We start from the raw sequence: 24,221 nt of genomic DNA, 5'->3' as shown, positions 1-24,221 counted from the left end.
TCATACGTATATGATAATATATTGATTTTTATCCTGTTAATCTAACAGATAATAGTTTTTTAAATCCATATTTAATCAGAGGGCAGGCATTTTTATAGTGGCTGTAAAATAATGACAATAAACGATTTTTCTTCTTTTACTTCAATACCCAAAATATGGCCTTTCGAGGAAGCCGTAAAATTGGCTGAACATGTTCGGAATAAAAAAGATAAATCGGATAAACCCGCCTTGCTTGAAACAGGATATGGCCCTTCTGGTTTACCGCATATCGGAACGTTTGGCGAAGTGGCTCGCACTTCTTGGGTCAGCCAGGCATATCAGGTCCTGACAGGGAAAAAAGCGGTCATTCTTGCATTTTCAGATGATATGGATGGCTTACGTAAAGTTCCAGAAAATGTACCTAATCAGGAAATGTTAAAAGAACATTTGGGAAAACCTTTGTCAAGTATACCTGATCCATTTGGAACACATGAATCTTTTGGTGCACATAATAATGCCCAACTTTGTTCCTTTCTTGATCATTTTGGATTTGAATATGAATTTGCCTCCTCAACAGAATATTATCAATCAGGAAAATTCGATTCCGCTTTGAAAAGAATATTGGAAGTTCACGACAAGATAGTTGCTGTAATTGCACCGACACTGAGAGAAGAAAGACGGGCCACCTATTCCCCTGTGTTACCTGTCCATCCTGAAACGGGAATTGTTATGCAAGTTCCTATGGAAAAAATTGATCCGGTATCTGGAACTATTCAATGGCGTGATGGGAATGGCAAGCTTTTTGAAACCCCTGTTACAGGTGGATATGCAAAATTACAATGGAAAGCTGATTGGGCAATGCGCTGGTATGCCCTGGGGGTAGATTATGAAATGTCAGGAAAGGATCTGATTGACAGTGTTCGACTTTCAAGCAAGATTTGTAAAATTCTTGGTGGCACTCCACCAGCCAATCTAACATATGAATTATTTCTTGATGATCAGGGGCAAAAAATCTCAAAATCGAAAGGAAATGGACTGTCGATTGAAGAATGGTTGCGATATGGTCCCTCGGAAAGTCTTGCGCAATATATGTTTAATGCACCTAGACGGGCGAAAAGATTATTTTTTGATGTTATACCCAAGACTACAGATGAATATCTTAAACATGTTGAAAATTGGCAGAAATCAGAGCGGGGAGATGATAGTGTCGGACCCGCTGAAAAAGAAAAGAAATATGCTAATCCTGCCTGGTTCATACATGGAGGTGTTTTACCAAAAAAAGCGGGAAGTCCGATTTCATTCGCAATGTTATTAAATCTTGCCAGTGTTGCGAACGCGGAAAGAGCCGAGATATTATGGGGATTTCTTAAACGATATGATGAATCTGTATCGCCAGATAATAACCCCATGTTGGCTCAGCTAGTAGAGAATGCCCTGGCATATTATGCTGATTTCATTCGTCCCCATAAGGTTTATCGTACACCGGATGAACGAGAGGCAAGGGCTTTGATTGAGTTATCTGTTGAATTGAAGAAATTACCAGCGGAAGAGCATAAACCAGATATTTTACAAAATTTGGTGTTTGCAATCGGTAAAAAATACGAATTTGAACCGTTAAGGGATTGGTTTGGTTGTCTTTATGAAGTGTTACTCGGACAAAAAGATGGGCCGCGTTTCGGAATGTTTATCGCCGTATATGGAATAAAAGAAACAATAGAGTTGATTAACAAGGCGGTAAAAAGATAAATATAAGAAGATCGAAAGATTTTGCTTTATCAATTATAACATAGAAGATTCATGCAGCCATCGGATTTCGAAAAACTCAATAACACCCAGAATGATGGGAAACATTATAAAAACACGGGTTGGAAGATTTATTTAAAATATTGTTCTCGTATTCTTGGTGTTTTGTTATTCATGGCTGCAATTTATGTTGTGCAAAAGGAATTCAAACATCTCAGCCTGAAAGAGATTAAGCTATCTTTTGAACAAATTCCCACTTTTTCCTTGTTAATGGCTGGAGCGTGCACCTTATTGTCATTTTTTGTTCTGTCGTTTTATGATAAAATGGCTGTTAGACAAATTGGATATCGCTTGTCTTTTTTGAAAACTGCCTTTGCATCTTTTTGTTCCTATGTGCTTTCACATAATATTGGTTTGTCGGCAGTTTCTGGAGCAATGGTTCGTTTCCGGTTATATGGGAGTTGGGGGCTTAAGCCTTTAGAAATCCTTCAGGTTATCGCCTTTTGTTCCATTACCTATTTTATAGGTGTTGCGGTGCTAGTAGGCGCGTTATTAATATTTAAATCGAATTCATTACCAATCATTGGGCAGGCATTGCCAGGCTGGATATTTATTTTTATCGGAATTGTCGCGTGGTTAGGGGTCTTTGGTTATATTTTTCTTTCATTCCGATGCAATACGTTAAAAGTCTGGAAATATACTTTATCGTTTCCTCGACCATCCATGGCTATTTCACAAATTGTTGTCGCAACTGCTGAAGTTATAATAACGGCTGCAATCCCTTATTGTGTCGTACCGTCTCATTCGATCATGATTGGTTATCCTGCACTTGATTTTATGTCTTTTATGGCGATTTATATTGCTTCTTATATTGCCGGGTTAATATCAAGTGTACCTGGAGGTGCAGGGGTGTTTGAGGGCAGCATGATATTGGCTTTAAAAAATTATATGCCAATGGCCAATATTATGTGTGTTATATTTGTTTTCCGGTTTTTGTATTATTTAATACCATTGTTTATTGCAGGCAGTATGTTTGCAGTGCATGAAATTTTAATTAGAAGCAAATCCATATTTGATAAGCCCAGAAAAAAGAATCTGTTACGATTTAATCCATCTCTATTCATTGATGAAAATCTGCGGGAGAGTGATGCGGCTTTTTCTGTAGCTATTGCAGCAGCGGCAGTTTTTATTTGCGCTTTGATTGATCTGGCTGTGCCTTTGTTTGATTCCGGATTGATTCTTCATGATGCAGGAACTTTTTCATTATTTATTGAACTTACAGGCGATTATATTTTATCGTTTTTAGGTCTCATCCTATTAACTCTTACGGTGTCATTAGTCCGTAGAATTACACTCGCATGGGGATTAAGTTTTTGTATTTTAATTGCATCAGCAGTAATTACGTTGATTATGGGAACTTATCTCATTATTCCGGCCATACTGACTTTGGTTGCGTTTTTTATTGCTCCGTTTAGAAAATGTTATTATCGATCAGCCAGTTTAACGGATGCACCGTTTTCCAGCAAAATTATTGTAGAGGTTATTTTATTTTTAACCACTGTATTGATAATAAACTGGTTAATCCCGCAATCAATTGCACAATATGGAGTTGTTCAGGTTTTTTTCTCTGGCAATATTTCAATCGCAACAAAAGTAATTATTGCAGTGGTGGGAATAAGCGGAATTTTAATATTGTTTAAGCTTATGCTTCCAGCAAAAATAGTTTCATGGCCCTGGTCAGGGGAAACTAAAGAATTATATCGGGTTATGTCTGATACAGACAATAAATTACTGGATGATATTAAACCGAATGGTATCTTGATCTGCTCAAAGGAGGGAACGGCTATACCTTTTATTCGTAAGGATAATTTTTTAGTCGGAATAGGAGATCCCGTGGGTAATGAACGTGAAATTGTCAATACTATCTGGCGTCTAAGGGATTTGGCGTTACAGGAAAATCGGTCTATTGGTTTTTGGGGTGCGGGAAAAAAATACCTGACCATTTATCACGATTTTGGATTGGCGAGTTTGAAACTGGATAAAACGGACCATTTTGTTTGTTGTGAAGTCCAGTATGCTAGTTTTATGATTAATCTGATTGGTAAATTCAAAAAATCTTAAGTTTGAAAAGATAATGGATAATTTTTCTCAATTATGTAATTGGGCTGCTCCTTACCAGGATACGAGCTGAACAATGAGAAGTGGGTTATTTCAATATCGGGAATTTTTAACAGGTTATAATGATTCAACCATTGTTTGATATGTTCTTGAGGAAGGTAAGAACCTTTCCCCAGTGTAATATGGGGAACAAATTTTTGTTTTTGAGTTTTGATTTCTAATTGTCTTAAGATTTGTTCCACTTTTTTACGTAAATGAACCAGACTCTCAGAAGGCTGGATCCCCGCCCATAATATTTGGGTATTGGATGCTGTTTGAAATAGATTAACCTTATCAATTGTCAAATTGAATGAAGGAGGCGATATTTTTTCAAGTGTCAAATCAAGATCATTCAACAGATCATAGTCATTAATTTCACCTATAAAATTTAGTGTGAGGTGGTAAGTCCCAGGGTCATACCATCTTACATAGGTCAAACTACCTCTTAATTGACTTAAATGGCGAGTTACATAATCTGGGAAATCAATACCTATAAATAAGCGCATATGATCAATTCTGTTTTTATAATTCAACTCTTTGCGTATTAATTATGAATATAACATATTTTTTTTCAATGCTTGATATTTGGGCTGTAAATGAAATATATTATATAAGTCTATGAAAATTTTAATGAGTAAAGTAAATGGTATTTCGTCCTGATTCTTATAACAATATGACCAATGTCAATGCCAAAGTCGCATATGATGCAGGTCTTAGAAATTATATGCTTCGTATCTATAATTGGATGGCATCAGGGTTGTTGCTAACTGCATTAGTTTCATATTTGGTTGTTAACACATCTTTAGGTGATATATTTTATCATCCGGTAGTGATGGGGTACAGAACCATTGGAATCACTCCAACATTATTGGGTTATATCGCTATTTTTTCACCATTGGCATTTGTATTGGTAATGTCCTTTGGGGTCAATCGTCTTTCAACGCAAGCTGCACAAACGCTTTTCTGGGTATTTTGTGGTGTCATGGGCGTTAGTATGGCAAATATCTTCTATGTATATACAGGTGAATCCATCGTAAGGACGTTTGTAGTCACAGCAGGTATGTTTGCAGGAATGTCTTTGTGGGGATACTCAACTCACAAAGATTTGACAGGTATTGGTTCTTTTTTAGGAATGGGTCTGTTTGGTCTTGTTTTAGCCATGGTTGCGAATATTTTTTTCAAAAGCGGACAACTAGGATTAATCATTAATATAGTTGGAGTGATCATTTTTACAGGTCTTGCCGCTACGGATACTCAACGTATTAAGCTTTCCTATCAAAATCTCTATCAATATGAAGGGTCTGATATCGTGCTTAAAGCCAGCGTTTATGATGCCTTAAGTATGTATTTGAATTTTATCAACCTGTTTCAGTTTATGCTGCAATTCATGGGTGTTCGTCAAAACGATAACTAGGCTTAAAATGACAGTTTTATGAATGTTGAAAATAGTGCTGTTTTTTTTCAGCACTATTTTTTTTGACTATAGGTATAATCCATAATCAATACTTAAATAAGTGCTTGCTTATAAAGTGAGTTGTAATGGGATGTTATTTATAGTAAACAATTAGATATAAAATAACATTATACTAAGATCATGATTATATGTCTAAATTTAGAAAAAATTGTGGTCTTTTTATGAAGAATGAATTTTATGTAAAAATTTAATAATATAAAACTGTTTTTTTATATGATTTCTCAATTAAAAAGAAGTTTTATAAAATAAACACGCTGATGAGTTGAGCGATGTCAGAATCAACGAGGCATAGAATGAAAAAATTATTACCGAAAATTACATTATCGGTAGTGGGTTTAACATCTACTCTTATGTTGGGTGGATGTAACTTGGTTTTATTTGATCCAAAAGGACCGATAGGACAAAGTGAGAAAGAATTGATTATGATGACGGTAGGGGCAATGCTTTGCGTTGTTATTCCCGTTATTATTGCAACCTTAATTATTGCAAGACGTTATCGTGCATCAAATACCAGTGCGACATATTCACCAAAATGGGATTTCTCACTTCCGATTGAAATATGTATGTGGGGAATTCCAATGTGTTTGATTGCTTTTCTTGCATATAAAACATTTGTTTCATCTCATGAATTGGATCCTTATAAACCAATCGCTGCACCTGCTGATAATCCACAAGTCAAGCCAATTGATGTTCAGGTTGTTGCGTTAAACTGGAAATGGTTATTTATTTATCCTGAATATGGTATAGCCACAGTTAATCAATTGGTAGTACCTGTTAATACACCAGTTTCCTTCCGATTAACATCCGATGCGACAATGAACTCTTTTTGGATTCCGCAGCTAGGGTCACAAGTCTATGTAATGGCTGGTATGCAAACTCAATTGCATTTATTGGCTTCTACAGAAGGTGATTATTTTGGGGAATCCAATAATTACAGTGGTGCTGGATATTCAGATATGAAATTCCGTACATTGGTTAAAGATGAAAAGGGATTTCAGGACTGGATTGAAAAAGTTCGTGCGTCTTCTCAAGACTTGAACAATGAAACATATGCTAAACTGCATGAAGATAGTATTAAAAATCCAGTTGAATACTATGCTCATGTGGAACCGGTTTTATTCGATACAATCATAGCAAAATATAACAATGGTATGGTTATGGATAAAGCTACTGGGCAAATGATTCATATGAGTTCAAGTCAATCTGGTGAAATGAAGCACGCAGAGGAATAGATAAATGTTAGGTAAATTAAGTCTTTCGGCTATTCCATATCATGTACCTATATTGGTAGGGACATTTATTGGGGTAGTTATTGTTGGATTGGCTGTTTTAGGAGCGATCACATACTATGGTAAATGGGGTGTATTGTTCAGAAACTGGCTTTTCTCGGTTGATCACAAGCGTATCGGTATAATGTACATCGTGCTTGCACTTGTTATGTTATTCCGTGGATTTGCGGATGCTATCATGATGCGTCTGCAACAGGCCATGGCTTATAATAGTCCTGGTTACCTGCCTCCATCGCATTATGACCAAATTTTCACTGCTCATGGTACAATCATGATTTTCTTCATGGCCATGGCATTTATGCAGGGTCTATTTAACCTTATCGTTCCTTTGCAGATTGGTGCCCGTGACGTCGCTTTTCCATTTATCAACTCATTAAGTTTTTGGTTAACGACTGCTGGTGCTATACTAGTTAACATCTCTTTGTTTATTGGTGATTTCTCGACTGCTGGTTGGTTGGCCTATCCACCTGTTTCTGAATTGCAGTTCAGTCCTGGCGTAGGGGTAGACTATTATATCTGGGCTGTTCAGATTTCCGGTGTTGGAACGCTTTTGACTGCTGTTAACTTTATAACTACAGTTGTCAAAATGCGTGCCCCAGGAATGACATGGATGCGTATTCCTGTTTTCACATGGACTGTTATTGCATCTTGTATCATGATTTTTACGACATTCCCTGCCTTGACAGTAGCTGTGGCTGAATTGGCACTGGATCGTTATTGTGGAATGCATTTCTTTACCAATGATGGTGGTGGAAATGTAATGTTGTATTTGAATCTGATCTGGGCATGGGGACATCCTGAAGTTTACATTCTTGTAATTCCTGCCTTTGGTGTTTTCTCGGAAGTTGTTCCTGTATTTTGCAAAAAACCATTATTCGGTTATGCAACAATGGTTTATGCAAGTTTGGCGATTACGACCTTGTCCTTGCTAGTTTGGGTTCATCACTTCTTTACAATGGGTGCCGGAGCAAATGTTAATACCTTTTTTGGTATCATGACGATGATCATTGCCATCCCAACAGGAGTTAAGGTCTTTAACTGGCTCTTTACCATGTTTAGAGGACGTATCGAATTTACTGCACCAATGTATTGGACAATCGGATTTATGATTGTTTTCGTTATTGGTGGTATGACCGGGGTTATGCTGGCAATTCCAGCCAGTGACTTCGTTTTGCATAATAGTGAATTCTTGATTGCTCACTTCCATAATACTATTATTGGTGGTGTTTATTTTGGTTATGTCGCGGGGATGAATTTTTGGGCTCCAAAAGTAACCGGTTTCAAGATGAGTCAGAAACTTGGTAAGGCTGCATTCTTTTTCTGGTTCTTTGGATTTTTCCTTTCATTTGTTCCATTATACATTACCGGATTTGATGGAATGGTTCGTCGTTTGAATCATTATGACAATCCCAATTGGCATTTCTGGTTACAGATTGCCTGTGTTGGTGTATTTTGTATCCTTTGTGGTGTTGTTTGCCAATTATTACAGATTTTCCTTGGTATTATTAACGCGAAAAAACCTGAAAATATTGATGTAACGGGTGATCCATGGGATGGTCGTAGTCTTGAATGGTCAACTTCTTCTCCAGCTCCTGTTTATAACTTTGCTCATATTCCAGTTGTTCAATCACGTGATGCTTATGCATATAATAAAGAGCATGGAATTGATACACGTCGTACGTCTGAAACCTATAAGGATATTCTTATGCCCAAAAACACGTCTGCAGGTTTTTGGCATGGCATGTTTGCATTGGTTCTGGGATTTGCGGCAGTTTGGCATATCTGGTGGCTTGTGATTGTTACCGTAATTCTTAATTTTGTATTAGCTATTGGCTATAGCTTTAAAGATGATAAAGAATATGTCATTCCTGCTTCAGAAGTTGAACGTATTGAAAAAGAACATTCTCGTAAACTTATGACACAGGTGGCTGAATAATGGCTGAGAATATTAGTACAACGATGTCAAATACTTCACAAAATGTTCATGAACACGAACATGAGCATGAAAATCATTCATTCTTTGGCTTTTGGATGTATTTGATGTCGGACTGCATTGTCTTTGGGTGTTTATTTACCAGTTATGCGGTTTTAAGAAATCAGTTTGCTGGTGGTCCAACCAGTAAAGAAATGTTTGAACTGGGACGAGTGGCTATTGAAACTGCCTTGCTGTTGACAAGTTCACTTACCTTCGGTTTCGCGATGATTCAGGCGCGTCGTAACAGTAACAATGGAACACTTTTATGGATGGTGGTCTCAGCCATTCTTGGTTTAGGGTTTCTTGTTTTGGAAGTTCAAGAGTTTATCGCTTTTGTTCAACATGGTGCCTCACCAACCGTCAGCGCTTATTGGTCGGCATTCTTTACACTTGTTGGAACGCATGGCTTACATGTTACTTTGGGTCTGATTTGGATGACGGTTCTGATGATTCAATTGGTAACAAAAGGTCTAAACAAAACAATGATGCCAAGATTGGCTTGTATGAGTTTATTTTGGCATTTCTTGGATATTGTTTGGATTTGCGTATTTAGTTTCGTTTACCTGTTGAGTATGGCATAATGACAGAAAATCACACTACAGCCTCAGAAGAGGCAGGACACGGCTCTGTAGCATCCTATATAGTCGGGTATGTATTATCGATCATCCTTACGGTAATTGCTTTTTATATCGTTATGGAACATATGTTTTCAACGATGGCTACTGCAACTACGCTTGGGGTATTGGCAGCATTACAAATTATTGTTCAGTCAGTATTCTTCTTGCATGTCAGTGTGTCTCCAGAAAAACGTGTTGATTTGGTAAGTTATGCATTTTCGCTTTTCGTAGCAATCGTTATTGTATTTGGAACGTTATTCGTAATGCATAATGCAAGTTATAACATGATGTCTCGATAAATTATATTTACGTTTTGTCCTGTAAATCATTATGGGGCAAAATGAAATCAAGTTATAAAAAAACCCTTTATCAAATGATAAAGGGTTTTTTATTGATTAAGGACTGATATACATTAGCTTTTATGCGGTTCCCGGGAAAGCATATCCTTTTTATCAGGCTTCCCGTTCCATTCATCAGCATCCGAAGGTGTATTTTCTTTTCTTGTAATGTTTGGCCATGTTTTGGACAGTTCAGCATTGATCTCAATCCAGTCGGTAGAACGATCATCACTGTCAGGGAATATAGCTTCTGCAGGGCATTCAGGTTCACATACTCCACAATCGATACATTCTTCTGGGCTTATAACTAGAAAATTTTCACCCGCATAGAAGCAGTCGACGGGACATACTTCTACACAATCCATATATTTGCAGCGGATACAGTTTTCTGTGACCACATAGGCCATTGTTTTCTCCGATTCATACTAGTTAAATAAGGGTTTTTCCCTAAATAATTGTTTTTCTTAATTATATAAAATAGCTTACTTATATAAGTTAGGTATCATCTTGATGACTAACAAGAAAATTATTCATTTTCTTTATTACATCAAAATTTATTTTTCAAGAATTTCTTTGTATAAAGAGTGACATAATTTTGCTGAAACTCTTCGGGTTGAAAAACCCAAGACCTGTATTACCCTGCTACTGTTATTCCAGGGAATGGTAATGATATCGTCTTTTTTTATTAAAGTTGCAGGTTTGATAACTGATTTTGAATTTATTTTTATAATTTCGTTTTTAATCGAGAAATGACTGATCAATCGGGATTTATATATTCTAGCATGCCAAAGCCAGATATCAATACGTTGGCAGGTTAGCTCAGTTTGATAGTTCATGTACGATTCAAAAGTAGGTTTTTAAGAATGTTAAATGGATTATCTTGGGTAAGATGTGTCATATGTTTAATTTTGCGCTGTTTTTTTATTTTAATTTTTTTAATTAATAAGGGTGCTGGAGGACCAAATTTTTCATATGATAATTTTTCTGGTTTTTTGGGTTGCAATTTTAGCGATTTAAGTAGTGGAATAATATTATCATTATAATATGGAACAGGGGCTATCCATTTTTTATGAAAACAAACAGGATGTTTTTTTGACGCTTTCTTAAGCTTGAACGTCAATTTTTCTGCAATATCCAATCTGATGATCTGTTTATTGGCAACAAGCCATCCCATCTTGGCAACAAGATTTTTGTTCATTTTCGTAGAAGTTGAATAAGCAACTTGTTTAGGTGAAAGTAAAACAGGATTAGCAATCTGTTCATTGAGTGTGAGGAGCGTATGTCGTAAATAATATTGTTTTTCTTTAAAAAGGTTTTCGATATAAATTGCGTGATTTCCATAATGAATCTTGTAATGTTTCAATTGTTTAATTGTGTCTTTTGACAAACTGAAATATTGTTCAGTCCATAAAATGCCACCATTTTCATAAAGTTGATGCAGAATTCCACGTAGTTCTGGTGTGTTATTATCATTATCCAAGGCATTAAAAAAATTTGGAAATAATCTTCGGTTATAATTTTCTAAAAATTCTTTCAATCTTCTCAAGATTAAATTTTGAAAAACTTGTTGAATTAAATCCTTATTTAAAAGGCAGATATCTGGATGAAAAAAATCCTTGCCTTTTTTTAATTGAGCGATTGGTGATTTTTGCCATGATATAATTTTTTTATCATGATCTATCGTAAATTCTTTATCATTATCGTGAATTAATCGATTAACCTGTTGAGGGATAAATTTTTCAATCGATTTATTAATTTTTTTTAAAATAAAAGAGCGTTCCTCTTTTTGGATTGAATCTGGAAGTTGAAAACAAAATCCCCGAATTTTACCAATAAACTCGCCATCAATTGAAATATTCCCTTCATTTGTTATAGAGGTAAAGGCATTTATTTGTTTAGAGTAAGATAAATGATGGATAAGGTTTGTGACCCTTTGATTAACGAACTTTGATACCAAACTGTCATGTAGCGCGTCGGAAAGTTTTTCTTCTATCTCTTTTGTTTGGGCGTGCCAATAAGATGATGATTCTACCCAATTATTTTTTGTTGTTAAAAATGAATAGATACGAATACTGGCAAGTCTCTGCATTAAGGTATCGATGTCCCCCTGCAAATGATTTAGCTGTTGAATTTGCTGATCAATCCAATTTTCAGGTATATGACCTTGTTTGATCAAAAAAAGGAAAATTTGTTTACATATCCGTGCATGATATTCACTGCCAATTTTTTTAAAGTCGGGTATTTGACAACATTCCCATAACAATTCAGTTTTAAATTGTGACGTACATATTGAACGTACTTCATGGTCTTGGATAAGATAAGATAGGTTTTTAAGATCAGAGGAATATTGACCAGTTATAAGCTGTGGAAACTGTGAGGGTGTGGTTAAGGTGGAAAAAAGTGTCAGGGGATTTTGAAAATCGAGATCATGATTACGCCAATAAATTTGTTTTATGGGATCGAAAGCATGATTTTCTATGGAATTAACAATTTTATCAGAAATTATTGGACAATTCGCGGTTATGCCAAATGTTCCATCCCTTGAGCCTCTCCCAGCCCTACCTGCAATTTGAGCAATTTCACTTGGATAGAGATTACGCATCTGTCGTCCATCATATTTTGATAAATTCACAAAAGCGATATGATTGACATCCATATTCAAACCCATGCCAATTGCATCGGTGGCAATCAAATAGTCAACCTCTTTATTTTGATAAAGTTCCATTTGTGCATTACGGGTACGGGGAGAAAGTCTTCCCATGATAATTGCACATCCACCTTTTTGACGCTTGACCAATTCTGCAATGGCATAAACTTCATGGGCTGAAAAGGCAACAATTGCACAACGTGGTGGTAATTTTGTTAATTTGGTAAATCCATTATATACTAATGATGAAAGTCTTGGCCGTGTTTGTATTTCGATAGATGGAACAAGTTTTTTCAAAATAGGGATGATTGTATCAGCCCCGAGAAAAATTGTTTCATATGTTCCGCGGCAATGAAGAAGCCGGTGGGTAAAAATGTGTCCACGATCTGGATCTGAACAAAGCTGAATTTCATCAATGATGACAATATCAACGGGTATATGAACGGGCATTGCCTCAACAGTGCAGGAAAACCATTTTGCCTGGGGTGGGACATTTTTTTCCTCACCTGTTATAAGCCCGACATTTTTTTTTCCTTTGATTTTAACCATTCGGTCATAGTTTTCCTTGGCAAGAAGCCTTAGGGGAAATCCAATGATTCCGGAAGGATAAGCAAGCAAGCGTTCAAGGGCTGTATAGGTCTTGCCAGTATTTGTTGGTCCAAGTATTGCTTTGATTTGTGTCATTATTAGGTAATTTATATCAGCTGTTTTTGATAAGCGTACAGGATAATAGATAAATTAATTAGATAATCATTCAATGATAATTATAAATTACAATTGTTTTGAGATTTTATTTTAATTAATAATTAAATGATTAATTTATTGCTTGCAAAAAATTAATCATTTTCAAACACGTTTGAAAAATCAATGTAATAAAGGTTTTTTATGGGTCAGGGTATAGATACAGAATTAAAAAGAAATTTGAGTAACCGACATATGCAGTTAATTGCAATTGGAGGGTGTATAGGCACTGGTCTTTTTATGGGAGCGGCTAATACGATTTCACTTGCTGGTCCCTCTATTATTTTTATTTACTGTATTATTGGTATTATTGTATTCCTTGTAATGCGTGCCTTGGGCGAAATTCTTTTATCTGATTTACGATACAGATCATTTGTAGATTTTGTTACAGAATTGCTTGGACCTTGTTGCGGCTTTGTTTTGGGTTGGTCTTACTGGTTGTGCTGGATTGTCATTGGTATTGCAGATCTAATTGCCATTTCAGGATATACGCAAATATTTTATCCCAATTTGTATTCTTGGATACCGGCTCTATGCTGTATCGCAATATTTTATATTTTAAACCGTTTGACTGTTCGAATATTTGGTGAAATGGAATTTAGTTTTGCCATTATCAAAATTCTAGCCATTATTGTTTTAATTCTTGTTGGTATCTTTTTTATCGTTACGGGTTTTCGTTCTCCATCAGGAGACGTGACCTCTGTAAAAAACATATGGAATCATGGTAATTTGTTTCCTAATGGATTTGAGGGGTTTTTGGCTGGATTTCAAAGTGCCACTTTTGCCTTTATTGGAGTTGAACTTATTGGTACTGTTGCGGCTGAATCTAAAGATCCGGAAAAAAATTTATCCAAGGCCATTAATAATATCCCTTTAAGAATTTTGATGTTTTACGTATTTTCTGTAATGGTTATTATGGCGGTTATTCCTTGGCAAAGTATCAATCCATCCAAAAGTCCATTTATCATGTTGTTTTTGTTTGCTGGTCTCCCTGCAGCTGCTGCAATAGTCTATATTGTTGTGATTACGTCAGCTGCATCATCCACAAACAGCGGGGTATTTTCCAGTAGCCGTATGTTATATGGTTTGGCAAGACTTAATAAAGCGCCTGCTTTTTTTGGGAAATTATCCAAACATTCTATACCGATAAATGGTCTGAGATTTTCTTGCTTATGTCTATTAACTTCAGTTATCTTATTACTTTTTAATAATAAAAGTATTATTGAAATTTTTACTTTGGTGGCTTCCGTTGCGACAATTATTTCATTATTTACTTGGTTGCTAATATTACTGTCCTATATCCAGTATAGAAAAAAACATCTTCATAAACACATGAGTTCTTTCTTCAAATTACCTGGTGGATATATCTCCTGTATTCTTTGCATAATTTTTATTTTTTTCACGTTATTGACGCTAATGATACAGTTTGACACGCGTATGGCATTATATATCGGAAGCGCTTGGTTTATTTTTATTACTTTTTGTTATTATATAGTTACAAAATCAAAAAAAAGAGTAAAATAATTTTACAATCAAAATAAAAAGGAGGTGAATAAAGCTTAAATCTTAATAAACTAATTTTTCAATGAGAAATTTTATTGCTTTTCCTATGTTTTTTTGGTGTGTCAAATTAATTGTAATTAATTTGTTATAATTTTTTGTAGAGAAGGTTGATATTTTAAGTCATAATACTCATTTGTTTAACTGACACAACGTTATATGTAAGTAATTATTCAAAGGTTATAAAATGACTTCTAAAAAAATCCCTTTTGAACAACAGATTGTTATTCTCCAGAATACAATCACGACAATGGTACGTCAGGATAAACCTGACTTGTCAGCACGTCAATTGGCTGTTTTCTTGATTTGTTATTTGAATGAAACAGTTCAGACTGTTCGTGGATTGGCAGCGGCTCTAAGAGTTTCAAAACCGGCTATCACAAGAGCTCTGGATCGATTGGAAGAACTCAATTTGCTAGGTAGAAAAACAGATCCTATGGATCGTCGCTCTGTATTAGTGCAGCGTACAGAAGAAGGTTATGAATATTTGCAGAATATTCAATCCATTATGAGCGAAGCTGTGAAGCAATAATAATGGTTATATAACAATTACTATATATGTTGTAAGAGCAGTTATTAATTCAATAACTGCTTTTTTATTTAATACCCAAAATGAGAATGTAGTTTAATATATTTATTTATTTCCAGGTAAGTGTTATTATAGTACAGAAACTATTTGGGGAAATCATAATGAAAAATAATAACTTACTCTTTGCCGCTACTCTGATTGGATCGTCTTTTTTGATTAATCCAATATTTGCGGCCAATCATCACAAACGTGTTCACCAAGCTGCTGCATCTTCTGAAAAATCCGTAGGCACGGTGACTATGACCTTTCATTCAGCAGATTTAGGCGTTGGTTATACTTGGGGAGATGGTGTTCTTCATTATAGGGGACATGTTTACAAGTTCAAGATAAAGGGTGGTGATGTTGTTGCATTAGGTTTTTCAAAATCTCAAGCAACAGGACGTGTTTTTCAGTTGAAAAATATATATGATTTTGCTGGAAAATATGCTGCCGCTACGGGTGAAGCCACAGCTGGTGTTGGTGTAGGGGCTGGAAATCTAAAAAATGCAAAGAATGTTATCATTAAAATGGATACAAACACTGTTGGCGGAAGATTGGCCGGTGCACCTGCAGGTTTTGAAATTAAATTTGTTGATAAACATTTGCAAAAAGCAGCTGAAGCTGACAAGCAGAAAGAAAAAAACATTAAAAAATCTGCAAATAAAAGTCATATGACTGCAGATGAATTAAATGGTGAACAACTAGATAAAATGAAAAAATAGTTATTTGAATTTTTGGAAATGGTAACTAGATATCATACAGTTACCATTTTTTTATATTTAAAGACTGTGTTTTGTAAAGAATGAATAAAGTCCAGATAAGTTGAGGCAAAATCAGTAGCGAGCACGCGAGTTCAATGTTTTGCAATGAAGTAAGGGGGAATATATAGAATAAAAAACCACCCCAAATGCAAAATAAACATTCTATAAACGTGATTAAAATCGGAGAAATATGACTGCGATGTGCCATTTGATATAAATGGCTGCGATGTGCTTGTAAAAAAGGTTCCTTGTTAATTATTCTACGTATTAATGTAAAAGTCACATCAAAAATGAAACCAAACAAAAGAAAAAATATTATTATATTTTGAGAAATTAAGGTGACAAAGTTTGGGTTGATCGCTGTGCCTAAGGGGATAATGGCAAAAGAGGCCAATATCAAACCGCAAGCTTGACTGCCGACATCTCCCATAAAAATTTCAGCTTTTGGGAAATTAAAAGGAAGAAAACCGAGCAATCCAGTCAACAGGGATAATGCAAAAATTTTATTTTCCAGATTTGTGCTATAAAAATAAAGAAACAGGCAGCAGATTGTGGCAACTCCAGCAGCCAAACCGTTTAAACCATCCATAAAATTATAAGTATTAGTTATATAAACAAGCCAGATTATAAAAAAAGGAAGCAAATATAAATGGCTTTCTAAGAAAGAGGCTGGAAAGACAAAAATACAAACACTTACGGATGCAATAAACTGAATTGCCAGTTTGGATAAGGCTGACCATTGTTTGATATCGTCCAGCCACGAAAATAATGATATGAATGTAATGGTTGATAATAAACCTATGATTGATAAAGAATAATGCTGGTTAAATAAGTAAATAAAACTTATATTGGCAGTTAAAAAGGCGGAAATGATACCTATCCCACCGCCTTTTGGTATTGGAAATGTATGAGAACTCCGTTGGTTTGGATTATCCATAATACCAACTGAGGCAACATATTTCACAATTGTTGCGGATAATAGTGTATTGGAGATAAGCCAGATAAGTAACAAATATTTATAGTTTACAGAGTTCATTGTTTTTTAAATGTAATGTAATTAAATAAAGTTATTCTACATTATTTAAATGGAAAAGTGATTTTGCAACAGCCTAGTGTAACTATTTCTAGCCAACAAAAAAAGATATTTAATCGTATTGCTATCAATATTTTTATGGATGGTCTGTTGGCAGCCATTGCCGCTCCATTGGCACGTTGGCTTTCTGATCCACAGGGCGGGTTTATCCATCCATTATGGTTTTTAACGGGTGGTGTATTGACCTTGCTGGTTAGTGGAATACCATTTCATATTCCACAACAATATTGGCGTTTTTCCGGGATAGCGGATTTGTTAAATATAGCCGCTGCATCTGTAGGCAGTGCGATATTATTCACCTGTTTATTGTATGTAACCGGATATCCATTACCTTCCGTGACATTTCCGTTTATTTATGCAATGGTTCTTTTGCTATTAATGGGCGGTGGTAGAATAGGTTACCGGATTTTATCTGCAGAAGCATTTAGGAATTATTTCAATAAAAAAAGAAAAATTATCATTGTTGGAAATGATGCAGATATTGATCTGTTTATGCGGGCTATACGGCTTGATCATTCAAACGCATTATCGGTTATGGGACTGATCTCTTTTCGTCAGAATAGAAAAGGGCATCGTATTCATAATATTCCCATTTTAGGAAGTTTGGATGATTTTTCTGTCATACTTACACAGCTTGATGCACAAAAAAAATTACCTTCTTTATTCGTGATTATTGGTCAAGAATTAAGAGGGGAGCAATTGCGGGATTTTTTAGCAATTGCGGGTAAATGGAATATTGATGTTCAGAGAACACCAGTAATTACCCATTTATCACCTGCCGCCAATTTAGAATTGAAACCGATTGCTCTTGATGAATTATTGAACAGGCCACAGATTGTCTTGGATCGTGCTGGCATGGCTGAAATGATAAAGGGCAAAGTCGTGGCCATTACAGGTGCGGGAGGAAGTATAGGATCAGAATTGGTTCGGCAAGTTGCTGATTTATCCCCTAAATTATTATTGTTGCTTGATCAAAGCGAATATGCACTATGGAAGATAAATATTGAATTATCGGAAAGTAATTTTGCAGGTTTAAGGGAAACGATCTTAATCAATATACGAGAAAAGAAAAGAGTAGATTCCCTCTTTCAAAAATATAAACCAGATTTGGTCTTTCATGCTGCAGCTTTGAAACATGTATTTACAATCGAGAATAATCCAATCGAGGGATTTTTAACAAATATTATTGGCACGCGTGTTGTGGCTGATGCTGCTGTTAAATGCGGGACACAGGCATTTATCATGATATCAACTGATAAAGCGGTTAATCCCTCAAGCTTTATGGGCGTTTCAAAACGAATTGCAGAAATGTATTGTCAGTCTCTCGATAAAACCATTCGTGACCATGATCCTGAAAAGAAAAATCAGGGTTTTGAATGGTTGGGTATGAGCAAAATGCGATTCATTACGGTAAGGTTTGGAAATGTTCTTGGCTCAACAGGATCTGTTGTTCCCCTGTTCAAACGTCAGTTGAGTCATGGAGGACCTTTGACGGTTACCGATCCAAATATGCAACGCTATTTTATGACTATTCCAGAAGCGGTAGGGTTGGTTTTACAGGCTAGCGTAAGAGCAACAATAAGATTTGGGAATGGAGACAAAACGGATGAGATGTTGCATCAGGGGGGCATTTTTGTACTTGATATGGGAAAACCCATAAAAATTCTGGATTTAGCACGTCAGATGATTCGCCTTGCCGGGTTAAAACCGGATGAGGACATAGTCATAGAATTTACCGGAGCAAAACCTGGTGAAAAATTATTTGAGGAATTATTTTATGGTCGTGAAGCCCCAGTTCCAACTGATCATGACGGTTTATTGATGGCAACGCCCAAAGGTATGGATATCAAGGTGGTTACGGAATATATCGATCGGATTAGATATGCATGTGATAATAATGATGTTGTTGAGGCAATAACATATGTGCAGAAATTAGTACCTGAATTTAAACATTTGTCGAATTAAATGAACGAAATCAAAAAATCGAATAAGATAATTTAAAAAATTATACTAGAGGTGAATATGAATGATCCGATATTATTTTTAGATTTGAACAAACAACAGGCACGTATAGGAAAGATTTTAAAAGATCGTATAGACAAGGTTTTTTCACATGGAAAGTTTATTTTAGGACCTGAAGTTCAGGAACTTGAAGATCGTTTGGCGGAATATGTCGGTGTTTCATATTGTATAGGGGTTTCATCTGGAACAGATGCAATCCAGATTGCGTTAATGGGTGAAAATGTTGGAAGAGGGGATGCTGTTTTTTTACCTGCATTTACCTATACAGCAACAGCTGAGGTTCCATTATTACTGGGTGCAACTCCCATTTTTGTTGATATTAATCCTGAAACTTTTCAAATTGATCCAATTAATCTCAAAAGTGCAATTGATAAGGTTAAAAAAGAAAATAAATTAAAACCTAAAGCCATTATTGGGGTAGATCTTTTTGGACAGCCTGCGCCATGGAATGAATTATGCCAGATTGCTAAAGATGAAAATTTATTTTTGTTGGATGATTGTGCTCAGTCCTTTGGTGGTCAATATCATGGAAAGAAACTGGGTAGTCAGGCAGATGCCACGATCACCTCATTTTTTCCATCCAAACCTTTTGGAGCCTATGGGGATGGTGGTGCAATTTTTACAAACAGTTTAGAAAAGTTTGAACTTTATCGCTCGTTGCGTTCGCATGGCGAAGGACAAACACGTTATCAGGTTTTGCGAACGGGAATAAATGGACGTTTGGATACGATACAGGCAGCAATATTGTTGGCCAAATTCGGTTATCTTGAAGAGGAGCTTGTAAGAAGAGAAGAAATTGCAACTTTATACGATGCCGCGCTTTTGTCTTGTGTAAAAATACCCGCTCGGGTATTAAATAGTAAAAGTGCCTGGGCAATTTATTCAATTCTATTAAGTGATGAAGCAGAACGCAAATTTGTACAAGATACGTTAAAGGCTGAAAATATTCCCTCGGCCATTTATTATCCCTTACCTTTGCATTTACAACCTGCCTATCACTCCTATCATGATGGAACATATTTGTCAGTATCAGAGGAAGTTTCCAAACGGATTTTGGCATTACCTATTCATCCAGAACTTTCGAATGCTCAGGTTAACCGTGTTATTCAAGCAGTTTTAAAAGTAAAAAAATAAAAGAATGAGAAAGCAAAATATAATTTTAACCCTTGTATTAATCGTTTGTCTTACCATTGTGATGATTATATGGCTTTCGGTCAGGGATAAAATTCAACCTGTTACTTTTCCACCGATAGTCAATGCAGAACTTGTTGTTGGGCCCTTGCACAAAAAACGTATTTTAACACCTTCAGAGCTTGAATCGGTTAAGAAATGGATAAAATCCAATCTAAAAGGTTGGGGACCATTACATCAGAACCCGCCATCCACCGGAGATGTTGAAATTCAGTTTAATCGTGATCTGGACAAAAACTATTATATTAACAAACCTGAACATGAAAAACCCCATCCTTTCACTTTGGTATTGTGGCTTGGAATCAGCCAGGCGGATTGGAATAACAAGATATTTTATGAAGTCATCAATGAGAATGAAAGCAAGATATTTGTAAAAGATTGTAATGATAGTGCTTTTGATCCATTAAGAAAGCTTGTTGATCAATATGATTATGAAAGGACAGATTTTCCTTAAAATGTTTAAATCTTGTTAAAATCAAAAAAAATTAAAAATTTAAAAAATAAAAAAAATTGATTTATGAAGATAAATTATACTTTTGAAGGAAATATTAATGAGGCAAGCAAAAAAAATATATAAACCAATGAATATTAATGACATCACCATTATCGATGATGACAAATTAAAAAAAGCCATAACTGCAGCCGCACTTGGAAATGCAATGGAATGGTTCGATTTTGGGGTTTATGGATTTTTGGCCTTTGTATTGGGTAAGGTTTTTTTTCCTGATGCTTCACCAAGTGTTCAAATGATTGCCTCATTGGGGACTTTTTCTGTTCCTTTTCTTGTTCGTCCATTGGGGGGAATAGTTTGTGGTATTTTGGGGGATCGATACGGAAGACAAAAAATCCTGGCGATAACTATAATCATAATGTCCTTGGGTACTTGTAGTATTGGATTAATCCCAAGTTATCAATCCATTGGTATTATGTCCCCGGTCTTATTATTGATTGCAAAGCTTGTACAGGGGTTTTCAGTAGGTGGAGAATATTCCGGTGCCGCAATTTTTGTCGCGGAATATTCTCCTGATCGTAAACGTGGATTAATGGGAAGTTGGCTTGATTTTGGATCTATCGCAGGGTTTGTAATTGGGGCTGGTGTTGTTGTTTTGATATCCAGCATGATTTCTGATGTGCAGTTTGAAAGCTGGGGATGGCGTATTCCTTTTTTTTTAGCCCTTCCTTTGGGAGCAATAGGATTATATTTGCGTCATGAATTGGAGGAAACACCAGCCTTTCAAAAGCATGTCGAGGATATGGAGGCTGAAAGTAAGGTAAACCTCAAAAATTCACCCAAGCTATCATATCGGGAAGTGGCAGGTAAATATTGGAAAAGTTTAATGATATGTGTTGGAATAGTAATTGTTACCAACGTGACGTATTATGTTCTTTTGACTTATATGCCAAGTTATCTTTCACATAATTTGCATTATTCAGAAAATCACGGCGTACTGATTATTATTGCCGTAATGGTTGGTATGTTATTTGTTCAGCCTATAATTGGAATGACAAGTGATAAAATTGGACGACGTCCTTTTATATTGGGGGGTAGCACTGGACTTTTTTTATTATCTTATCCTGCCTTTTTGATGATTCAAACCAATTCAGTCGGTTTTATATTTATTGGTTTATTAATTCTTGCCATATTATTGAATTGTTTTATTGGTGTAATGGCTTCAATCCTGCCAGCTATTTTTCCAACTCAAATTCGTTATAGCGCATTAGCAATTGCTTTTAATATTTCGATTTTAATCGCAGGCATGACACCAACAATTGTGGCATGGATGGTTGAAGCAACGCATAATTTAAATATGCCTGCATTTTATTTGATGGGTATTTCATTAATAGGACTGTGGACAGGAATACGAATGCCTGAAACGGCCAATAAACCCTTAAGAGGTGAAACACCAACAGCTTCCGATCGTAATGAGGCCAAAGAAATTTTATCAGAACATTTTGATACGATAGAGCAAAAAGTTGAGGAAATTGATGAAAAAATCGCAGATTTGGAACGACGTAGACAGATACTGATTGATCAACATCCTAAACTGGACTGATTCAATATTTTATTAACAGGCAATGATGAAATCATATTCATTGCCTGTTAGTATACTATAAATTATTTACAATTCTTTTTCGGTATTTTCCAGTTTATCTTGTAAAATAAGCCAATCTTCTTCGGCTTGATTTTTTCGTTTTTGATATTCAGCCAATTCGATTTGTAATTTTGTTATTTCTTCAGCTGATACATTTGAATAAAACTCTGGTTCAGCCATTTTTTGTTCAATTTTGAGATAGGCTTCACTATTTTTCTGAATAAGTAATTCAAGAGCCTTTATTTTATTTTTTAACGGTTGAAGTATTTTCCGTTTTTCCGCTCTTTCCTTGCGTGCTAATTTTTGAGATGAGCCAGTTTCTGTATTTTTTACGGATGAATCAAGAATACGTTTATTATCCGTTAGCCATTGACGGTAATCATTGATATCACCATCAAAAGATTCAACTGTACCATTATTAACCAACCAAAGCCGGTCAGCTATCAGTTCTATCAGACGTGGATCATGGGAAATAAGTATGACAGCTCCTTCAAAGGAGGATAATGCATGAATTAGGGATTCTTTGGCATCAAGATCCAAATGATTGGTAGGTTCATCAAGCAATAGGATATTGGGTTTATGACGTGTGATAAGAGCCAGAACAAGTCGAGCTTTTTCTCCACCAGACAAGGATTGAACAGAGGTATCAGTTTGCTCGGTATTTAATCCAAATCGGGCAAGTTGCGCTCTCAATTCAGTGGGTGTGGCTTTTGGTAAAACCTTTTCAAGATGACTGAATGGGGTTTGACCAGGAATAAGTTCTTCTAACTGATGTTGAGCAAAATAACCAACAGAAAGTTTGGTGTGATTATGAATGCTACCTTCCATTGGTTTCAGGCAACCTGCGATAAGTTTGATAAAGGTTGATTTACCGTTACCATTTGCACCCAAAAGGGCAATACGGTCATCTGGATCAATTCTTAATGTTAAATTGGAAAGTACAACATGATCGCCGTATCCAACTTTGACTTGATTAAGGGTAATTAATGGAGGCGGTAATTGTACAGGTTGGGGAAATTCGAAATGTATTGCCCTTTCCTCAACAATTTCTTCCAAAACAGGCAGTTTTTCAAGTGCTTTTAAGCGTGCTTGCGCTTGTCTGGCCTTGGTCGCCTTGGCACGAAAGCGATCGACAAAAGCTTGCATATGAGCACGTTTCGCGGCTATTTTTTCAGTTTCCCGATTTTGTTGAAGTATTTTTTCGTTATGTATTCTGATAAATTCATCATATCCTCCAACTGTCATGGACAATTTCTGATGATGAAGATGGGCAATGGCATCAACACATTCATTCAAAAGATTGCGATCATGGCTGACAATTATTGCACTGCCGGAAAAATTGTTGATCCAGGATTGCAACCACAAAGTCGCTTCTAAATCAAGATGATTGGTGGGTTCATCAAGGAGCAGTAAATCGGGATTTAAAAACAATGTGCTCGCTAGAGCAACTCGCATTCTCCATCCACCAGAAAAATCCGAAATAGGACGTTGTTGGTTTTCTGCACTGAAACCCAAACCTGCAAGAATGGTTGCTGCGCGAGCCGGAGCGCTGTCAGCTTGTATGGCTATTAGTCTTTCATGAATTTCAGCAAGCCGATACCCATCCCGTGTTGATTCAGCCTCATTTATGAGATACGTACGTTCTTTATCCGCAGAAAGCACTGTTTCAATTAATGATAAATTACCAGATGGTGTTTCCTGTTTAACTCGTGCCATTTTTATACGGTTTGATAAAAGAATCTCACCTCCATCAATTGATATATCTCCAGAAATTGCGGCTAGCAATGTTGATTTTCCTGTTCCATTTCGGCCAACCAGTCCAACTTTTTGCCCATTCTCAATGGTAAGGGAAGCATCTTCCAAGAGGGGGCGACCTAAAATTCGAAGGGTAAGGTGATTTATAACCAGCGTACTCACAAATCTGCCTGCAAAATATGATAAAAAAACTATCGACAAGATAAGAGAAATACTTC

20 protein-coding genes are annotated in these 24,221 nt (G+C 35.9%); 14 read left to right on the top strand and 6 right to left on the bottom strand.

Going from position 1 to position 24,221, the window contains the following annotated elements; all coding sequences use genetic code 11:
* Positions 1-111 precede the first annotated feature (111 nt).
* Both H3T46_RS02680 and H3T46_RS02675 read left to right on the top strand, forming a co-directional pair.
* Positions 112-1,725, top strand: coding sequence for a lysine--tRNA ligase (locus tag H3T46_RS02680; protein WP_198197331.1), 1,614 nt, complete (start codon positions 112-114; stop codon positions 1,723-1,725).
* 51 nt (positions 1,726-1,776) lie between these two features.
* Positions 1,777-3,843: a lysylphosphatidylglycerol synthase domain-containing protein gene (locus H3T46_RS02675; protein ID WP_198197330.1), complete on the top strand. Its 2,067-nt coding sequence runs from the start codon at positions 1,777-1,779 to the stop codon at positions 3,841-3,843.
* On the opposite strand, the gene thpR is transcribed toward H3T46_RS02675, so the two are convergent.
* Complete coding sequence (gene thpR / locus H3T46_RS02670; protein ID WP_155565610.1) at positions 3,840-4,385, bottom strand: RNA 2',3'-cyclic phosphodiesterase; 546 nt, start codon at positions 4,383-4,385, stop codon at positions 3,840-3,842. The genes H3T46_RS02675 and thpR overlap by 4 nt on opposite strands.
* A 137-nt stretch (positions 4,386-4,522) precedes the next feature.
* On the opposite strand from thpR, the gene H3T46_RS02665 reads away from it, so the two are divergent.
* The 5 genes from H3T46_RS02665 to cyoD all read left to right on the top strand — a co-directional run bounded on the left by H3T46_RS02665 (position 4,523) and on the right by cyoD (position 9,533).
* Positions 4,523-5,293: a Bax inhibitor-1/YccA family protein gene (locus tag H3T46_RS02665; protein WP_122123732.1), complete on the top strand. Its 771-nt coding sequence runs from the start codon at positions 4,523-4,525 to the stop codon at positions 5,291-5,293.
* 329 nt (positions 5,294-5,622) lie between these two features.
* Entirely contained in the window at positions 5,623-6,585 is a 963-nt protein-coding gene (cyoA, locus tag H3T46_RS02660) for a ubiquinol oxidase subunit II (RefSeq protein ID WP_370533598.1), read from the top strand.
* Between the two features lie 4 nt (positions 6,586-6,589).
* Complete coding sequence (cyoB, locus tag H3T46_RS02655) at positions 6,590-8,578, top strand: cytochrome o ubiquinol oxidase subunit I (protein WP_110438188.1); 1,989 nt, start codon at positions 6,590-6,592, stop codon at positions 8,576-8,578.
* On the top strand, positions 8,578-9,198 hold the full coding sequence (cyoC, locus tag H3T46_RS02650; RefSeq protein WP_198197329.1) for a cytochrome o ubiquinol oxidase subunit III: 621 nt from the start codon (positions 8,578-8,580) through the stop codon (positions 9,196-9,198). The genes cyoB and cyoC overlap by 1 nt, the downstream gene beginning before the upstream one ends.
* A complete protein-coding gene (cyoD, locus tag H3T46_RS02645; protein WP_110438187.1) occupies positions 9,198-9,533 on the top strand; it encodes a cytochrome o ubiquinol oxidase subunit IV in 336 nt (111 codons plus the stop codon). Before cyoC ends, cyoD begins: the two co-directional genes overlap by 1 nt.
* 113 nt (positions 9,534-9,646) lie before the next feature.
* Here cyoD and fdxA read toward each other — a convergent pair whose 3' ends face one another.
* The 3 genes from fdxA to H3T46_RS02630 all read right to left on the bottom strand — a co-directional run bounded on the left by fdxA (position 9,647) and on the right by H3T46_RS02630 (position 12,903).
* A complete protein-coding gene (gene fdxA, locus H3T46_RS02640) occupies positions 9,647-9,979 on the bottom strand; it encodes a ferredoxin FdxA (protein ID WP_155565608.1) in 333 nt (110 codons plus the stop codon).
* 147 nt (positions 9,980-10,126) lie between these two features.
* A complete protein-coding gene (locus tag H3T46_RS02635) occupies positions 10,127-10,408 on the bottom strand; it encodes an RNA-binding S4 domain-containing protein (protein ID WP_198197328.1) in 282 nt (93 codons plus the stop codon).
* The gene (locus H3T46_RS02630; protein ID WP_198197327.1) at positions 10,405-12,903 is read right to left on the bottom strand and encodes a helicase-related protein; all 2,499 of its coding nucleotides are present in this window, start codon (positions 12,901-12,903) and stop codon (positions 10,405-10,407) included. The genes H3T46_RS02635 and H3T46_RS02630 overlap by 4 nt, the downstream gene beginning before the upstream one ends.
* A gap of 201 nt (positions 12,904-13,104) precedes the next feature.
* Between H3T46_RS02630 and H3T46_RS02625 the strand changes: the two genes are divergently transcribed.
* The 3 genes from H3T46_RS02625 (at position 13,105) to H3T46_RS02615 (ending at position 15,810) form a co-directional block, all read left to right on the top strand.
* Positions 13,105-14,484: an amino acid permease gene (locus tag H3T46_RS02625; RefSeq protein ID WP_198197326.1), complete on the top strand. Its 1,380-nt coding sequence runs from the start codon at positions 13,105-13,107 to the stop codon at positions 14,482-14,484.
* A gap of 223 nt (positions 14,485-14,707) precedes the next feature.
* On the top strand, positions 14,708-15,052 hold the full coding sequence (locus tag H3T46_RS02620; protein WP_110438182.1) for a MarR family transcriptional regulator: 345 nt from the start codon (positions 14,708-14,710) through the stop codon (positions 15,050-15,052).
* A gap of 158 nt (positions 15,053-15,210) precedes the next feature.
* Positions 15,211-15,810: a hypothetical protein gene (locus H3T46_RS02615; protein WP_155568232.1), complete on the top strand. Its 600-nt coding sequence runs from the start codon at positions 15,211-15,213 to the stop codon at positions 15,808-15,810.
* A gap of 40 nt (positions 15,811-15,850) precedes the next feature.
* Here H3T46_RS02615 and H3T46_RS02610 read toward each other — a convergent pair whose 3' ends face one another.
* The gene (locus H3T46_RS02610; RefSeq protein ID WP_198225986.1) at positions 15,851-16,786 is read right to left on the bottom strand and encodes a UDP-phosphate alpha N-acetylglucosaminyltransferase; all 936 of its coding nucleotides are present in this window, start codon (positions 16,784-16,786) and stop codon (positions 15,851-15,853) included.
* 162 nt (positions 16,787-16,948) lie between these two features.
* Here H3T46_RS02610 and H3T46_RS02605 point away from each other — a divergent pair, with 162 nt between their 5' ends.
* From H3T46_RS02605 to proP, 4 genes are all read left to right on the top strand, one after another.
* A complete protein-coding gene (locus H3T46_RS02605) occupies positions 16,949-18,907 on the top strand; it encodes a nucleoside-diphosphate sugar epimerase/dehydratase (protein WP_232349947.1) in 1,959 nt (652 codons plus the stop codon).
* A gap of 57 nt (positions 18,908-18,964) precedes the next feature.
* A complete protein-coding gene (locus H3T46_RS02600; RefSeq protein ID WP_155566938.1) occupies positions 18,965-20,098 on the top strand; it encodes a DegT/DnrJ/EryC1/StrS aminotransferase family protein in 1,134 nt (377 codons plus the stop codon).
* A 4-nt stretch (positions 20,099-20,102) separates the two neighbouring features.
* Positions 20,103-20,609, top strand: a complete 507-nt coding sequence (locus tag H3T46_RS02595; protein ID WP_198197324.1) for a hypothetical protein — start codon at positions 20,103-20,105, stop codon at positions 20,607-20,609.
* 97 nt (positions 20,610-20,706) lie between these two features.
* The gene (gene proP, locus H3T46_RS02590) at positions 20,707-22,209 is read left to right on the top strand and encodes a glycine betaine/L-proline transporter ProP (protein ID WP_198197323.1); all 1,503 of its coding nucleotides are present in this window, start codon (positions 20,707-20,709) and stop codon (positions 22,207-22,209) included.
* 66 nt (positions 22,210-22,275) lie between these two features.
* On the opposite strand, the gene H3T46_RS02585 is transcribed toward proP, so the two are convergent.
* A complete protein-coding gene (locus tag H3T46_RS02585; protein WP_198197322.1) occupies positions 22,276-24,165 on the bottom strand; it encodes an ABC-F family ATP-binding cassette domain-containing protein in 1,890 nt (629 codons plus the stop codon).
* Positions 24,166-24,221 lie beyond the last annotated feature (56 nt).

The organism is Commensalibacter sp. M0133 (assembly GCF_016101485.1).
Classification (GTDB): Bacteria; Pseudomonadota; Alphaproteobacteria; order Acetobacterales; family Acetobacteraceae; genus Commensalibacter; species Commensalibacter melissae.
The sequence above is the reverse complement of the archived record's forward strand: the minus strand, read 5'-3'. Positions and strand labels throughout refer to the sequence as shown.

What these genes read in the sequence shown, in the direction of transcription:
- H3T46_RS02680 (WP_198197331.1), top strand. Translation starts at nt 112, where the DNA reads ATGACAATAAACGATTTTTCTTCTTTTACTTCAATACCCAAAATATGG.
- H3T46_RS02675 (WP_198197330.1), top strand. Translation starts at nt 1,777, where the DNA reads ATGCAGCCATCGGATTTCGAAAAACTCAATAACACCCAGAATGATGGG.
- thpR (WP_155565610.1), bottom strand. Translation starts at nt 4,385, where the DNA reads ATGCGCTTATTTATAGGTATTGATTTCCCAGATTATGTAACTCGCCAT.
- H3T46_RS02665 (WP_122123732.1), top strand. Translation starts at nt 4,523, where the DNA reads ATGGTATTTCGTCCTGATTCTTATAACAATATGACCAATGTCAATGCC.
- cyoA (WP_370533598.1), top strand. Translation starts at nt 5,623, where the DNA reads ATGTCAGAATCAACGAGGCATAGAATGAAAAAATTATTACCGAAAATT.
- cyoB (WP_110438188.1), top strand. Translation starts at nt 6,590, where the DNA reads ATGTTAGGTAAATTAAGTCTTTCGGCTATTCCATATCATGTACCTATA.
- cyoC (WP_198197329.1), top strand. Translation starts at nt 8,578, where the DNA reads ATGGCTGAGAATATTAGTACAACGATGTCAAATACTTCACAAAATGTT.
- cyoD (WP_110438187.1), top strand. Translation starts at nt 9,198, where the DNA reads ATGACAGAAAATCACACTACAGCCTCAGAAGAGGCAGGACACGGCTCT.
- fdxA (WP_155565608.1), bottom strand. Translation starts at nt 9,979, where the DNA reads ATGGCCTATGTGGTCACAGAAAACTGTATCCGCTGCAAATATATGGAT.
- H3T46_RS02635 (WP_198197328.1), bottom strand. Translation starts at nt 10,408, where the DNA reads ATGAACTATCAAACTGAGCTAACCTGCCAACGTATTGATATCTGGCTT.
- H3T46_RS02630 (WP_198197327.1), bottom strand. Translation starts at nt 12,903, where the DNA reads ATGACACAAATCAAAGCAATACTTGGACCAACAAATACTGGCAAGACC.
- H3T46_RS02625 (WP_198197326.1), top strand. Translation starts at nt 13,105, where the DNA reads ATGGGTCAGGGTATAGATACAGAATTAAAAAGAAATTTGAGTAACCGA.
- H3T46_RS02620 (WP_110438182.1), top strand. Translation starts at nt 14,708, where the DNA reads ATGACTTCTAAAAAAATCCCTTTTGAACAACAGATTGTTATTCTCCAG.
- H3T46_RS02615 (WP_155568232.1), top strand. Translation starts at nt 15,211, where the DNA reads ATGAAAAATAATAACTTACTCTTTGCCGCTACTCTGATTGGATCGTCT.
- H3T46_RS02610 (WP_198225986.1), bottom strand. Translation starts at nt 16,786, where the DNA reads ATGGATAATCCAAACCAACGGAGTTCTCATACATTTCCAATACCAAAA.
- H3T46_RS02600 (WP_155566938.1), top strand. Translation starts at nt 18,965, where the DNA reads ATGAATGATCCGATATTATTTTTAGATTTGAACAAACAACAGGCACGT.
- H3T46_RS02595 (WP_198197324.1), top strand. Translation starts at nt 20,103, where the DNA reads ATGAGAAAGCAAAATATAATTTTAACCCTTGTATTAATCGTTTGTCTT.
- proP (WP_198197323.1), top strand. Translation starts at nt 20,707, where the DNA reads ATGAGGCAAGCAAAAAAAATATATAAACCAATGAATATTAATGACATC.